Here is a 14,980-nt window from a genome sequence, read left to right as displayed (position 1 = left end):
CTTTATTCGCCCCTATCCGCACTGCCTCAAGAACCGGCAAGGAATGACAGAATGAGCGACACCATTTCGATTTCGACAGAAGAACTCGCCGGGCTTGTGCGGGAAATCCTGAACAAGGCGGGTTTCAGCGCCGACCATGCCGCAGCCATCGCCAAGACGATTGTGGCGGGCGAGCGCGACGGCTGCAAATCCCATGGTGTCTACCGCATCGAAGGCTGCCTGCGCACGCTGAAAAGCGGCAAGGTGGTCGCCGATGCTGATCCGGTCGTCACGACCGATGACAGCGCCGTTGTTCGCGTCGACGCCAAGGGCGGCTTTGCCAATCTGGCCTTTGAACGTGGCGCCCCTGCCCTGGTCGAGAAGGCACGCAAGCTCGGCATTGCGGCGCTGGCGATCAACGATTGCACCCATTTCGCCGCCCTGTGGCCGGAAGTCGAGGCGCTTGCCGAACAGGGGCTTGCCGCAATCGCCATGTGCCCGAGCTATGCAACCGTTGCGCCAGCAGGCGGAACGAAGCCGCTTCTGGGCACCAACCCCTTCGCCTTCGGCTGGCCCCGCCCCGGCGATTATCCTTATGTGTTCGACTTTGCCACCAGCGTGGCCGCGCGCGGCGAACTGGAGCTTTATCGCCGCGCCGGAAAGCAGCTGCCCGAAGGCTGGGCCGTCGATGCGGACGGCAAGCCCACGACCGACCCGGAAGCAGCCCTTGCAGGCGCGATGCTGCCATTCGGCGAGCACAAGGGCTCGGCCATTTCCACGATGATCGAACTTCTGGCTGGTGTGATGATCGGTGACTTCACCAGTCCTGAAGCGCTCGACTTCCTTGGCACGACGACGCTTGCGCCGCGCCATGGCGAACTCATCATTGCCTTCGACCCTGCCCGCATGGCGGGCGGTCGTGGCAATCCGCAAGAGCGCGGCGAAGTCCTGATCGAAGCGATTGCCGGACAGGGCGCGCGCCTGCCGTCGCAGCGCCGCTTTGCCGCTCGCCGCGATTCACTCAGCAAGGGCATCACACTCACCGCCGCTGAAATGGCGCTGCTGGAAAAGCTCAAGGAAAAGGGTCTCGACGCAGTGTCGTGATCCCAAACAAAAAGGCGCCGGAAACCGGCGCCTTTTTGTTTTTTGAACTGATTTCAGGCAGCGTATTTCGTTGCTGCGCTGCCCTGCTTGTTCCAGTCGGCATACCAGGTCTGGAACAGCTTCAACTGGGTTTCGCAATAGCCGCGCTGGCTATCGGACAGCTTGTCCGTCTCGTTGAAATGCAGTTCATATTCCGGATTGCCGGTCAGCACCATCATGTGCTTGTAGAAGAGAACGAGGTCCGGACCTTCATCGAAGGACGACAGCACGTCGAGTGCGGCTTCCAGTTCCAGCGCCAGCTTGCGCGCTTCGACGTCGCCGGTGGCTGCGGCCTTCGACAGGGCAACCAGATGCTGCACTTCCTTCGGCAGCACATTGCCGATGCCCGTGATTGCGCCGGTTGCACCGCAATTGACGAAACCATGGAAAACGCCGGTATCGACGCCGACCATCAGGGTCACATTGTCATCGGCGCTGGTGATGTTTTCAGCGGCGTAGCGCATGGCTTCCGCGCCGCCGAATTCCTTGAAGCCGATCAGGTTCGGATGTTCCGCACGCAGCGCGAAGAACAGGTCGGCGCGGGTGGCGAAACCATAGTAAGGGCTGTTGTAGATCACGGCAGGCAGATCGGGAGCAGCCGACAGGATCGCCTTGAAATGCGCCTTCTGCGCCGAGATGGACGAGCCGCGCGACAGAACACGCGGAATGACCATCAGGCCCTTCGCGCCAACCTTCTGCGCGTGGGCAGCATGGGCGGCGGCAATCTTGGTGTTGACCGCGCCGGTGCCGACGACGACCGGCACGCCGGCCTTGGCAAGCGCTTCAACGCCAGCCATGCGTTCCTCGTCCGAAAGAAGCGGCCAGTCACCCATGGAGCCGCAATAGACAACCGCAGACATGCCCTTCGCGATCAGTTCCTTGCCTTTGCGGACCAGCGCATCGAAATCCGGCGTGCGGTCGGGCTTGCAGGGGGTCATGAGGGCCGGAATGCAGCCGGAGAAAATGTTAGAAGTCATAGCGTCTTTCCTTGGCGTTTTCCTTGGGCGCTTTCGCGCGAGCTGAACCTACAATCGCTCTGTCGAACCTTGTATTGCAATCAAATATACACTTTGTATTTTTCTTGTCGACCAAAATTTTAAATGAGGATAGGATTGCTTGACCGGTGGAACTTAAACTGCTGTTAGAATGCGGTTGTGCCGCGCCAAATACACCGTAAGAAGGCAGAAAGATCATGGACAAAGACGACGCCAACCAGACAGCCGACCGGAAGAAGGGTTCAGGTGTCAAGCTGGTTTACGACGTGCTGCGCGACGAGATCATCGATCTTTCGCTCGCGCCGGGCAGTCCCATCGATGAAAACCAACTGGCAGAACGCTTTTCCATGTCGCGCACGCCGATCCGCGAGGCTTTGGTGCGGCTTGCAAGCGACGGCTTCGTGACCACGCTCCCCAATCGTTCGACTGTCGTGTCCAATATCGACTTCCTGAGCCTGCCCGCCTTTTTCGACGCGGTGACGCTGATGTACCGCGTCACGACGCGACTTGCAGCGCGCAACCGGACCGACAAGGATCTTGAGAATATCCGCGCGCATCAGGAAGCCTTTGCCCGCGCCGTCCGCTCGCAGAACGCACTGGAAATGATCGCGACCAACCGCGATTTTCATGCGGCCATTGCCGAAGCCGGACGCAATCCCTTCTACACCACGTTCTTTTCGCGGCTTCTCGACGAAGGGCGCAGGCTCTTGCGCCTTTATTACCAGTCCTTTGCGGACCGCCTGCCGGAGCGTTACGTCACCGAGCATGAGGACATGATCCGCGCCATCGAAGAGCGCGATGTCGACACCGCCGATCTGCTCGGCAAGGCGCATGGCGACCAGATCGTCTATCAGATCCGCAAGCTGATTGCGGAAGACCGCCGCGACCAGCTGGATCTATAGAGCATCCATCGTCATACGGCTTCGGGCAATCGCCGCGCTTCCATCACGCGGTCGCACCATCCGAGCACGGCCTTGCTGTCGGGTGCCAGAAGAACGCCGCAATCCCCGGCAAAGTCGTTCCAGCCCTCGACATAGGTTTCGCGCACCACGGTCAGCACCGGAATCTGGCGCGCATAGGCCGTTTCGATGATGGAGCGGAAACCATGCCCTTCCGTCTCGCCCTTGCCGAAACGGTTGAGGATCAGCATATCCGCGCCGTCATCGAGTTCCGTCTGAAGCGCGCCTGCCACATCGGCAAGGGCCGCCGGATCGAGGCGGCAACCCTTCGACCCGGAACCGAGCGCCTGCGAAATGATCTGCGTGACGCCGGTGCCGATATGCTCGATCTCGATATCGCGGCAGCATTCCTCGCCGCCGGTTTCACGGTGCTGCAGAAAGCCGGCCACGCGCAGGCCCGCCTGTCTTGCCCGATGCGCCGCACCTGCCAGAAGCTGGTCCACCGGCACATCCTTGGCGGCGAGGATGGCCGCAAGCGTCGGTTCGTTCCTCATGCCTCGGCTCCCTCGTTCGACAACAGATCGATGCCGGTAATCTCAGCGTCGGCTGCGAGGATCGCGATATATTGCGACACCGCCTTCGACCAGGTGGAGGCTTCCAGCCAGCCCGCAATCCGGTCGGCCACATAATCGAACGGCAGTTCCTCGCCTTCGATGCGGCGGTCAAGCCGCACAATATGAAAACCGAAGCGGCTTTCAATGGGATTGGCCGTGATTTCCCCTGCCGCCATGCGCTCCAGCGCCCTTTCAAATTCAGGCACCGTGCTGCCGCGCGTGAGCTGGCCCAGATTGCCGCCTTGCGCGCCCGAAGGGCAGGACGAATATTCATGCGCGACCGAGGCGAAAGTGGCAGGCTCGGCAATCACCGCCGAAGCCAGGCGGGCAGCGGTCGCGCGGGCCTTTTCGCGGGCCTGGCTGTCGGCGGGATCGGCGGCGATCAGGATATGGCTCGCCTCCAGAATGGGCGCACTGGTGAAGCGGTGGCGGTTGTTTTCGTAGAAGCGCAAGGCTTCCTCCCGCGTGGCGGAAGGCACTTCCACCTCCCGTTCGATCACCATGCGCACCAGCGCATCCTCGTCGGTTTCGCTGCGTCCCTCGGCGTCCTTCTCGCGTTCCGGCACGATGCCCGCCTCCCTCGCCCGCTGCAAAAGCAGTTCGCGGACCGCGAGCGCCCGGGCCGCGGCAAGCAGCGCCGCGCCGGGATTGTCCGACGGATGGTTCTGCGCCTCCGTCAGGATGTCGGTTTCGTTGATCGCCACGCCATTGACGGACACCGCATCGAAAACCGGGCGCGGCTTGGGCGGCACCCGCGTATCCGGCTCCTGATAGGTGGTATAGCCGGTCGGGTGATTGTGCTGCCCGGCAGCGGGTTGTTTCCGGTCGAAAAGCGTTACCATGAGCCTTACTCCGCAGGAACGCGCATATGCGAGGGCTGAGCCGTATGGTTGCGCTCACGCACGACCTGATAGCCCGGACGCCAGATATAGCGCACCGGTGCGCTCAGCATATGCACAAGGCGCGTGAACGGGAACAGCAGGAAGATCGTCAGCCCCAGGAAGATATGCATCTTGAAGACAAACGACGCATCGGTGATGTAGCTCGATGCAGCCGGGTTGAAGGTGAAGATGCCCTGCGCCCAGTTCATGAATGTCACCATTTCGCCGCCGTCGATATGTTGCAGCGAAACCGGAATGGTGCCGAGGCCCAGCAGAAGCTGCACCCACAACAGCATGATGATCAGCGTGTCGGTCGGCCTTGAAGATGCGCGCACGCGCGGATCGAACAGGCGGCGATGCACCAGCATGCTGGCGCCGATGATTGCCATAACCCCGGCAATGCCGCCCGCCACGACGGCGAGAATCTGCTTTGCCTCATGGCTGACGCCAAGCATGTCGAACACCCAGATGGGTGTCAGCAGGCCGACGAAATGACCGGCGAAGATGAACAGCACGCCGACGTGAAACAGGACCGAACCCCACATGAGCTGCCTGCGCCGCAAAAGCTGGCTCGAGCCCGAACGCCAGGTATAGGGCTCGCGGTCGTAACGGAAGATCGAGCCGAGCACGAGCACGCTCAGCGCGATATAGGGATAGATGCCGAAAAGAAACGTATGGAGGTAAGCCATTTTCCGTCTCCTATAGATGTGAAGGGTTGGACGGGGAGCCGGGCTTGCGCTGTGCCGCACGCATCTGCATGCGCAACCGGTCCGGGCCGCAGGCGTTTTCACCCGCATTGCCGCCGAACGTCACCGCTTCTTCTTCCCAGATGCGGTCGAGCGCGGCGAGGTCGTTCGGGTCGTCTTCTTCCTGCCGAAGCAATTCTCCGACGAGGCTCTGGTCCGGCTTGGCGTTGGCGACATGCAGGAGCGCCGCAAAGGCGTTGGCATAGGGCGACTGGCGCTTGCGCAGCCGCTCGCCGATGGCCGCCGTGATATGGCCGGTCTGGGTGAGAAGATCATGGATTTCCTCCGGCGAGCGCGTCGACAGGAACTCGAGAAACAGCGGCAGATAGTCCGGCAGTTCCCTGGCATCCACCACAAAGCCGTTGTCGTCATACATCTTCATCAGGTCGACCATGGCCTGGCCGCGATCGCGGCTTTCACCATGCACATGCTCGAAAAGATGCAGCGACAGCGACCGCGTGCGGTCGAAAAGATGCACATAGCGTTCCTGCGCCTCGTAGAGGTCGCAGTCGCAGACATAATCGACAAGACTGTCGAGAAGCCTGCGGATGCCGGGCGAAAGCCTTTCCCCGGCAAGCGCCTCTTTCAGCTCCTCTCCGCCCAGTTGCAGCTCGGGCGTGGGATAGGAAAGCAGCAGCGAAATGATTTTCAGGGTCCTGTTCATTACACCTGCTCCCTGAAAATATCGGTCGGCGTTTGGACCACTTTCTGGCGCTTGGCACCGAACAGATCTTCCGTCGACGTGCCGCCCGAGCAGCCATTGCCGAAGGTGAAGCCGCAGGAGCCGCGCACGTCATAGGCGTCCTCGGTGATTTCACGATGCGTCGTCGGGATGACGAAGCGGTCCTCGTAATTGGCAATCGCCATGATGTGGTACATTTCCTCGATCATCGCGCCGCTCATGCCGACGCGGTCGGCAATCGCCTCGTCGATGACGCCATCGACCGTCTTGGCGCGCATATAGGCGCGCATGGCGAGCATGCGTTCCAGCGCCGAGATGACCGGCTCTTCCTTGCCTGCGGTCAGGAGATTGGCGAGGTAGCGGACCGGGATGCGCATGGAGCGGACATCCGGCAGCGGGCCGTCCATGCCGAGCTTGCCGGCAGCCGCAGCCGATTGCAGCGGCGAAAGCGGCGGCACATACCAGACCATCGGCAGGGTGCGGTATTCGGGATGGAGCGGGAAGGCGATCTTCCAGTCCATCGCCATCTTGTAGACCGGCGAATGCCTGGCGGATTCCAGCCAGGCTTCCGGCACGCCGTCCTTGCGCGCCTGTTCGATCACGGCAGGATCGTTCGGATCGAGGAAGATGTTGAGCTGTTCCTGATAGAGGTCCTGTTCATTGGCCGTGGAAGCGGCCTCCGAAATACGGTCTGCATCATAGAGCATCACGCCCAGATAGCGGATGCGGCCGACACAGGTTTCCGAACAGACGGTCGGCTGGCCTGCTTCGATGCGCGGATAGCAGAAGATGCACTTCTCGGACTTGCCCGAGCTCCAGTTGTAATAAATCTTCTTGTAGGGGCAGCCGGAGACGCACATGCGCCAGCCGCGGCACTTTTCCTGATCGATCAGGACGATGCCGTCATCCTCGCGCTTGTAGATCGCGCCGGACGGGCAGGCCGCAACGCAGGTGGGGTTGAGGCAGTGCTCGCACAGGCGCGGCAGGTACATCATGAAGGTATTTTCGAACTGGCCGTAGATTTCCTTCTCGACGCCTTCGAAATTGTAGTCCTTCGAGCGCTTGGCGAACTCGCCGCCGAGAATTTCCTCCCAGTTCGGCCCCCATTCGATCTTTTCCATCCGCTCGCCGGAAATCAGCGAGCGCGGGCGGGCGGTCGGCATGGTCCTGCTTTCGCCTGCCGTCTGCAGATGGCCGTAATCGAAGTCGAACGGCTCGTAATAGTCGTCGATTTCCGGCAGGTCCGGATTGGCGAAAATCTTGGCGAGGATGCGCCATTTTGCGCCCATCTTCGGCTCGATCTTGCCGTTCTTCTTGCGGACCCAGCCGCCGTTCCACTTCTTCTGGTTTTCCCATTCCTTGGGAAAACCGATGCCGGGCTTGGTCTCAACGTTGTTGAACCAGGCATATTCCACGCCTTCACGGTTGGTCCAGACGTTCTTGCACGTCACCGAGCAGGTGTGGCAGCCGATGCACTTGTCGAGATTGAGCACCATTCCAATTTGCGCACGGATTTTCATTCTGCTGCCTCCTTCACGGCGGAGTTGCGGTTGCCTTCTTCAAGCGGCCCTTCCATCCAGTCCACATGGTCGAGCTTGCGCACGACCACGAACTCGTCGCGGTTGGCGCCGACGGTGCCGTAATAGTTGAAGCCATAGGATTGGTGGGCGTAGCCGCCGATCATATGCGTCGGCTTGGTGATGATGCGGGTGACGGAGTTGTGAATGCCGCCGCGCTGGCCGGTGAGCGGCGAGCCGGGCGTATTCACGATCTTCTCCTGCGCGTGATACATGAAGATGGTTCCATCCTTCATGCGCTGGGAGACGACCGCACGGGCCACGATGGCGCCGTTGGCGTTGTAGACTTCCACCCAGTCATTATCGACGATGCCGGCCTTTGCCGCATCCGGCTCCGAAATCCAGACAACCGGCCCGCCGCGATTGAGCGTCAGCATCAGGAGATTGTCCGTATAGGTGGAGTGGATGCCCCATTTCTGGTGCGGCGTGATGAAGTTCAGCACCAGATGCGGCTGGCCGTCCGCCTTTTCGCGGATTGCCGGATTGACCGTCTTGGTGTCGATGGGCGGACGATAGACGCAGAAGCCCTCGCCGAAGGCGCGCATCCACAGGTGATCCTGATAGAGCTGCTGACGGCCGGTCAGCGTGCGCCACGGGATCAGCTCATGCACATTGGTATAGCCCGCATTATAGCAGACATGCTCGGATTCGAGCCCCGACCATGTCGGCGAGGAGATGATCTTGCGCGGCTGCGCGACGATATCGCGATAGCGGATCTTCTCGTCTTCCTTGGGAAGAGCCAGATGGGTGTGGTCGCGGCCTGTGAACTTCGACAGCGCTTCCCATGCCTTGACCGCCACTTCGCCGTTGGTTTCCGGCGCAAGCGAGAGAATGACCTCGGTTGCGTCGACATCGGTATAGATGCGCGGACGCCCTTCGGTTGCGCCCGGCTCATGAACCCTGCCGTTCAGCTTGCCGAGAAGCTCGACCTCATGCTCGGTGTTCCACGAGATGCCCTTGCCGCCATTGCCAAGCTTGTCCAGAAGCGGCCCGACGGAGGTATAGCGCTTGTAGAGGTTCGGATAATCGCGCTCCACGACCACGACCGATGGCATGGTCTTGCCGGGGATCGGCTCGACTTCGCCCTTCTTCCAGTCGAGAACATCCTTGGGCTGCGCCAGTTCGCCCGCCGTGTCATGCAGGGTCGGCACCAGAACGATGTCCTTCTCGACGCCCAGCACTTCCGGCGCCACTTCCGAGAACTTCTTCGCGATGCCCTTGAAGATGTCCCAGTCGCTGCGTGCTTCCCATGCCGGGTCGGCGGCACTCGACAACGGATGGATGAAGGGATGCATGTCGGAGGTATTGAGGTCGTTCTTTTCGTACCAGGTGGCAGTCGGCAGAACGATATCGGAATAGACGCAGGTCGTGGACATGCGGAAATCGAGCGTGACCAGAAGGTCGAGCTTTCCTTCCGGCGCATTCTCATGCCACACGGCCTCGCGGCTTTCCTGCGCGCCTTCCTGTCCCAGATCCTTGCCAAGCAAGCCGTTGGACGTGCCGAGCAGGTGCTTCAGGAAATATTCATGCCCCTTGCCCGACGAACCGAGCAGGTTCGAGCGCCAGACGAACATGTTGCGCGGCCAGTTGGCCTCGTGGTCCGGGTCCTCGCAGGACATGGTGACAGTGCCGTTCTTCAAGGCATTCGCGATGAAGTCCTTCGGCTCCTTGCCCGCTGCGGCTGCCTCTCTGGCAAGCTCCAGCGGGTTGGTCTGGAGCTGCGGCGCGGAAGGCAGCCAGCCCATCCGTTCGGCGCGGATGTTGTAGTCGATCATCGTGCCTTCCCACGCCCCCTCGGGCGCGGTGGGCGAAAGGATGTCCTGCACCTTCACGGTCTCGTAGCGCCACTGGTCGGTATGCGCATAGAAGAACGAGGTGGAGTTCATGTGGCGCGGCGGACGGTTCCAGTCCAGCGCGAAGGCAAGCGCGGTCCAGCCGGTCTGCGGGCGCAGCTTTTCCTGTCCCACATAATGGCTCCAGCCGCCGCCCGACTGGCCGATGCAGCCGCACATCACCAGCATGTTGATGATGCCGCGATAGTTCATGTCCATGTGGTACCAGTGGTTGAGACCGGCACCGAGAATGACCATGGAACGGCCATTGGTCTTTTCGGCATTGGTTGCAAATTCGCGGGCGACGGCAATGATCTGGTCGCGCGGGACGCCCGTGATCTTCTCCGCCCAGGCCGGTGTATAGGGCAGGCCCTCGTCATAGGACCTGGCGGAGTTCTCGTCGCCAAGCCCGCGATCGAGGCCGTAATTGGCGGCGAACAGGTCGAACACGGTCGCGACCAGCACTTCGCCCTTCTTCAGCTTGAGCTTGCGGGCCGGGACCTTGCGCACCAGCACGCTGTCATGGTCGGTGCCTTCAAAATAATCGTGCTCGCGATTGCCGAAATAAGGGAACGCCACATCGGCGACGGCATCGTGCGCGCCCGCCGCAATGAAACTCTTGGCGAGTTCCACATCCTTACCCCGGCCATCCTTTTCTTCAAGGTTCCACTGGCCGTCATCGCCCCAGCGGAAGCCGATGGAGCCCTGCGGGGCAACATAGGTACCCGATCTCGTATCAAAGGCGACCGTCTTCCAGTCGGGATTGTTGGCCTCGCCCAGATCGTCCTTCAGGTCCGAGGCGCGCAGGAAGCGGTCCGGCACGTAGCGTCCGTCCTTCTTCGAGAGCATGACCAGCATCGGGAAGTCGGAATATTTGCGGCAATAATCCTCGAAATAGGGAACCTGCCGGTCGAGATGGTATTCGCGCAGGATCACATGGCCAAGCGCCATGGCAAGGGCGGCGTCGGTGCCCTGCTTCGGGTGCAGCCAGAGGTCGGCGAACTTTGCGGCTTCCGAATAGTCGGGCGAGACCACGACCGACTTGGTGCCCTTGTAGCGCACTTCCGTATAGAAATGCGCATCCGGCGTGCGGGTCTGCGGCACGTTGGAACCCCAGAGCATCAGGAAGCCCGCATTGTACCAGTCTGCCGATTCCGGCACGTCGGTCTGTTCGCCCCATGTCATGGGTGACGCGGGCGGCAGGTCGCAATACCAGTCATAGAACGACATGCAGACGCCGCCGAGCAGCGACAGGTAACGCGAACCCGCCGCATAGGACACCATCGACATGGCCGGGATCGGCGAGAAGCCGATCACGCGGTCCGGGCCGTATGTCTTGGCCGTATAGGCATTGGCGGCTGCGATGATCTCGTTGACTTCTTCCCACGTGGCGCGAACGAAGCCGCCGAGACCGCGCACCTTCATATAGTCGGCGCGCTTGGCCGGGTCCTGCTGGATCGCAGCCCAAGCTCCGACCGGCGTTTTCAGCGCACGTTCCTTGCGCCACAGTTTCAGGAGGCGCGAGCGGATCAGCGGATATTTCACGCGGTTGGCCGAATAGACATACCAGCTATAGCTTGCCCCGCGCGAACAGCCGCGCGGTTCGTGGTTCGGAAGATCGGCGCGGGTGCGCGGATAGTCCGTCTGCTGGGTTTCCCAGGTGATGATGCCGCCCTTGACGTAGACCTTCCACGAGCAGGAGCCGGTGCAGTTCACGCCATGGGTGGAGCGCACGATCTTGTCGTGCTGCCAGCGCTTGCGATAGGCGTCTTCCCAGTCACGGTTTTCGTTGGTGGTGACGCCATGGCCCTCCGAGAAGGTGCCGACATTCTTGCGCGCAAGAAAGTTCAGGCGATCGAGGAGTAGACTCATGATTTTATCCTCATTTTGGTTCGTTAGGCGGCAGCAGCGGCTGGCTTGCTGCGGTGCTCCACGTCGTAGAGCAGCCCGCCTTTTCGGGTGTAGACGCCCCAGGTGATGACGAGGCATGTCACGTAGAAGATCAGGAAGGCCCAGAGTGCGGCTTCCGGCCCGCCGGTCATGCTGATCGAGGTGCCGTAGCCCTTCGGAATGAAGAAGGCGCCGAAGGCAGCGATGGCCGAGGTGAAGCCGGTGATGGCCGCGGATTCCTTGTCCGCTTCGTGGCGGCGTTCTTCCGCGGTGGCCTTGGGCATGAGCCTGTCCATTTCCTTCGACATGATCGCCGGGATCATCTGGAAGGTGGAGGCGTTGCCGATGCCGGTTGCGAAGAACAGCAGGATGAAGGAAGCGAAGAAGCCCCAGAACGCGTTCGGCTGATCCTTGATGCCGACGAAGTAGAGCACGCCCGCCACGCCGATCATCATCAGCACGAATGCCCAGATGGTGACGCGCCCACCGCCGTATTTATCGGCAAGCCAGCCCGAACCCGACCGCGACAGCGCGCCGACGAGAGGCCCGAGAAAGGCGAACTGAAGCGCATTGACTTCCGGGAAGAGGATGTTGGTCAAAAGCGGGAAGCCTGCCGAATAGCCGATGAACGAGCCGAAGGTTCCCGTATAGAGCCAGCACATGATCCAGTTGTGCCTGCGGCGGAAGATGACGGCCTGATCGGCAAACGAAGCCTTGGCCGATGCGATGTCGTTCATGCCGAACCAGTTGGCGAAGGCCGTGATGATGATGAACGGCACGAAGAAGAACCCGGCATTCTGCAGCCACAGCGGTGCGCTGCCCGCTTCGGTCGCGACCATTGCCGGATCGCCGCCGAGCTTGCCGAAGATACCGGCGGTGATGACCAGCGGCACCACGAACTGCACGACGCTGACGCCGAGATTGCCGAGGCCCGCATTGAGCGCTGCCGCATTGCCCTTCTCGTGCTTGGGGAAGAAGAACGAGATGTTGGACATGGAGGAGGCAAAGTTGCCGCCACCAAAGCCGCAGCAGAGCGCCAGCAGAAGGAAGATGAAATAAGGCGTGTTCGGGTTCTGCACCGCATAGCCGATGCCGATGGCCGGAATGACCAGCGACCAGGTGGTCAGTGTGGTCCACAGGCGACCGCCGAAGATCGGCACCATGAAGGAATAGAAAATGCGGAAGGTCGCGCCCGAAATGCCGGGGAGCGCTGCCAGCCAGAAGAGCTGGTCGGTCGTGAACTGGTAGCCCACCAGCGGCAGCTTCGCCACCACCACGGACCAGACCTGCCAGATGGCGAAGGACAGCAGAAGCGCGGGGATCGAAAGCCACAGGTTGCGCCTGGCGATCTTCCTTCCCTTCTGCTCCCAGAAGGCAGGATCGTCCGGACGCCAGTCGGTGAGGACGGAATCGCCTTTTGCCGGCTTGATTTCGGCCTTCTTCAGGCCCTGCAATTCGGCGAAGGCCGGAAGTTCTTCCGTGGCCGCGCCTTGCGAGGCGCGTTCCATCTGGCGGATCGAGACATGCATCCATGTGAACGACACGGCGACGATGACGAAAAGCAGCATGAAGCAGCTTGTCCAGAGGCCGGTCTGATCGAGGAGCACGCCGAACAGGATCGGCAGGATGAAGCCGCCAAGGCCGCCGATCATGCCCACGAGGCCGCCGACAGAGCCGACATTGCCCGGATAATAGACCGGAATGTGCTTGAAGACCGCAGCCTTGCCGAGCGCCATGAAGAAGCCGAGGATGAAGACGGTGATGGTGAAGCCGATCACGCCCATTTCGGCATGGAAGGCCAACGGGCCGTTATCGCTCTGGATGACGTAATCCGTCGGCGGATAGGACAGCACGAAGGTTGCGACCAGCGAGACGGCGAAGGTCCAGTACATGACCCGGCGCGCGCCATAGACATCCGAAAGATGCCCGCCATAGGCGCGGAACAGGCTGGCCGGGACGGAGAAGAACGCCGCGATGATGCCTGCCAGGCGAATATCGACGCCATAGACATGGATCAGATATTGCGGCAGCCACAGCGCGAGTGCCACGAAGGCGCCGAAGACGAAGAAATAGTAGAGCGAGAAACGCCAGACCTGCACATTCTTCAGCGGTTCCAGCTCCATCAGCGTGCTGGTGGGCTTTATGCCCTTGAGACGGCGCTCGACCAGAACCGGATCGTCGCTCGTGGTGAAATAGAAGATGAGCGCCATGACGACCATCGCCGCCGCCCAGACTTCCGCGACCGCGTGCCAGCCAAACGCAACCATGACCATCGGCGCGAAGAACTTCGTCACCGCCGAGCCCACATTGCCCGCGCCGAAAATGCCCAGCGCGACGCCCTGCTTTTCCGGCGGATACCAGCGCGACACATAGGCGACGCCGACCGAGAACGACCCGCCCGCCACGCCGACGCCAAGCGCTGCAACCAGCATCTGCGGATAGGTGGTGGCGTAGGTCAGAAGCCAGGTGGCGACCGCCGAGACCAGCATTGTGAGCGTGAAGATGGCGCGGCCGCCATAGCGGTCCGCCCAGATGCCGAGGATGACGCGGATCAGCGATCCGGTCAGGATGGGCGTGCCGACCAGCAGGCCGAACTGCGTTTCGCTCAGTCCAAGCTCGGACCGGATTTCAATGCCGATGATTGCGAAGATGGTCCAGACCGCGAAACAGACTGTAAAAGCGGTCGTACTCATCGCTAGCGCCGTTGTCTGCGCCCTGGGATTTTCCCCTGCGACATGTTGCATAGGCGTACTCCGAATTGAATACCATTGGGAGGTTTCGTATGCACTTATGCGTCGACTGCGAGATGAATACATTGATTAAGATCAATATCTTTAGACTATTCAAGTTGAATTTTAGTTCTTGGTGACTTAAGGACAATAATAAACCGAGTTTGGCCCAAGTATTGATTAATGCATATTGCACGATTGATATTTATCAATTATATTAGCGGGCAGTAACTTGCCCCCTGAAGTGAGGATCGATGCGGAGAGAAGAAATCGACGCGCTGAGAAATCTGCCGCTTTTCGCGGACATGGCCGACGCCACGTTCGAGCGGCTGGTGCGCCCGAGTTTCGTGCAGTCGTTTCCGCCCCGCACGACCCTGATCAGGGAGGACGAGCCTGCGGATTTCCTGTTCGTGATCCTGGACGGGCTTGTGCTGATGTCGGCGAAATCGGACGATGGCGAGACCGCGCTGGAGATACTGCGCGCCGAAGACATCTTCATCCTCGCAGCCGTGCTGAACGATGATGTGTGCCTGCAAACCGCGCAGACGCTGACCCCCACCCGCGTGCTGATGGTGCCTTCCAGCCTGGTGCGCGACCTGATGAGCGAGGATGTCGGCTTCATGCGCGCCATCGTTTTTGAAACCGCGCGCGCCTATCGCCGTCTGGTGAAGGAACTGAAGGCGCAGAAGCTGCGCAGCAGCGTACAGCGCCTCGCCAACTGGATCGTCAAGGAATCGCTTTTGAACGACGGCGCCGACGTGGTGATGATTCCTTACGAAAAACGCACGCTCGCCGCCTATCTCGGCATGACGCCGGAGAACCTGTCACGCAATTTCGCGACACTCGGTTCGCATGGCGTCACGGTGCAGGCCTCGGCGATCAAGATCACCAACAAGAACAAGCTGCTGCAATTTGCGGCCCCCTCCCACCTGATCGACAGGCAGGAACCGGCGCGCGCATTCGACAGAATTTGAGATCAGCAGCCTTCATCTTCCTGTCAAACAGAACGACTA

General features: G+C 60.9%; 11 protein-coding genes. 3 read left to right on the top strand and 8 right to left on the bottom strand.

Going from position 1 to position 14,980, the window contains the following annotated elements; genetic code table 11:
* Positions 1-51 precede the first annotated feature (51 nt).
* Complete coding sequence (locus OINT_RS13340; protein WP_025092110.1) at positions 52-1,083, top strand: Ldh family oxidoreductase; 1,032 nt, start codon at positions 52-54, stop codon at positions 1,081-1,083.
* Between the two features lie 53 nt (positions 1,084-1,136).
* On the opposite strand, the gene OINT_RS13335 is transcribed toward OINT_RS13340, so the two are convergent.
* Positions 1,137-2,099 carry a dihydrodipicolinate synthase family protein gene (locus tag OINT_RS13335; RefSeq protein ID WP_006468364.1) on the bottom strand — a complete coding sequence of 321 codons (963 nt, stop codon included), beginning with the start codon at positions 2,097-2,099 and terminating at the stop codon, positions 1,137-1,139.
* Between the two features lie 215 nt (positions 2,100-2,314).
* On the opposite strand from OINT_RS13335, the gene OINT_RS13330 reads away from it, so the two are divergent.
* Positions 2,315-3,019 (top strand): GntR family transcriptional regulator, encoded by a 705-nt coding sequence (locus OINT_RS13330; RefSeq protein ID WP_006468363.1) that lies wholly within the window; start codon positions 2,315-2,317, stop codon positions 3,017-3,019.
* A gap of 11 nt (positions 3,020-3,030) precedes the next feature.
* Here the strand turns inward: OINT_RS13330 and OINT_RS13325 are convergent, their stop codons facing one another.
* From OINT_RS13325 to OINT_RS13295, 7 genes are read right to left on the bottom strand one after another with little or no spacing between them, the layout of a single operon-like run.
* Positions 3,031-3,570 (bottom strand): DUF2478 domain-containing protein, encoded by a 540-nt coding sequence (locus OINT_RS13325; RefSeq protein ID WP_006468362.1) that lies wholly within the window; start codon positions 3,568-3,570, stop codon positions 3,031-3,033.
* On the bottom strand, positions 3,567-4,472 hold the full coding sequence (locus OINT_RS13320; protein WP_006468361.1) for a peptidylprolyl isomerase: 906 nt from the start codon (positions 4,470-4,472) through the stop codon (positions 3,567-3,569). The genes OINT_RS13325 and OINT_RS13320 overlap by 4 nt, the downstream gene beginning before the upstream one ends.
* A 5-nt stretch (positions 4,473-4,477) precedes the next feature.
* Complete coding sequence (narI, locus tag OINT_RS13315; RefSeq protein WP_006472081.1) at positions 4,478-5,200, bottom strand: respiratory nitrate reductase subunit gamma; 723 nt, start codon at positions 5,198-5,200, stop codon at positions 4,478-4,480.
* 10 nt (positions 5,201-5,210) lie between these two features.
* A complete protein-coding gene (gene narJ / locus OINT_RS13310; RefSeq protein WP_006468359.1) occupies positions 5,211-5,921 on the bottom strand; it encodes a nitrate reductase molybdenum cofactor assembly chaperone in 711 nt (236 codons plus the stop codon).
* Positions 5,921-7,459: a nitrate reductase subunit beta gene (narH, locus tag OINT_RS13305; protein ID WP_006468358.1), complete on the bottom strand. Its 1,539-nt coding sequence runs from the start codon at positions 7,457-7,459 to the stop codon at positions 5,921-5,923. Before narH ends, narJ begins: the two co-directional genes overlap by 1 nt.
* Complete coding sequence (locus tag OINT_RS13300; RefSeq protein ID WP_006472080.1) at positions 7,456-11,220, bottom strand: nitrate reductase subunit alpha; 3,765 nt, start codon at positions 11,218-11,220, stop codon at positions 7,456-7,458. The genes narH and OINT_RS13300 overlap by 4 nt, the downstream gene beginning before the upstream one ends.
* A 23-nt stretch (positions 11,221-11,243) precedes the next feature.
* Positions 11,244-13,982 carry a nitrate/nitrite transporter gene (locus OINT_RS13295; protein WP_025092112.1) on the bottom strand — a complete coding sequence of 913 codons (2,739 nt, stop codon included), beginning with the start codon at positions 13,980-13,982 and terminating at the stop codon, positions 11,244-11,246.
* A gap of 239 nt (positions 13,983-14,221) precedes the next feature.
* Here OINT_RS13295 and OINT_RS13290 point away from each other — a divergent pair, with 239 nt between their 5' ends.
* The gene (locus OINT_RS13290; RefSeq protein WP_006468355.1) at positions 14,222-14,941 is read left to right on the top strand and encodes a cyclic nucleotide-binding domain-containing protein; all 720 of its coding nucleotides are present in this window, start codon (positions 14,222-14,224) and stop codon (positions 14,939-14,941) included.
* Positions 14,942-14,980: the final 39 nt, after the last annotated feature.

This window comes from Brucella intermedia LMG 3301, from assembly GCF_000182645.1.
GTDB classification, from domain to species: domain Bacteria; phylum Pseudomonadota; class Alphaproteobacteria; order Rhizobiales; family Rhizobiaceae; genus Brucella; species Brucella intermedia.
The sequence above is the reverse complement of the archived record's forward strand: the minus strand, read 5'-3'. Positions and strand labels throughout refer to the sequence as shown.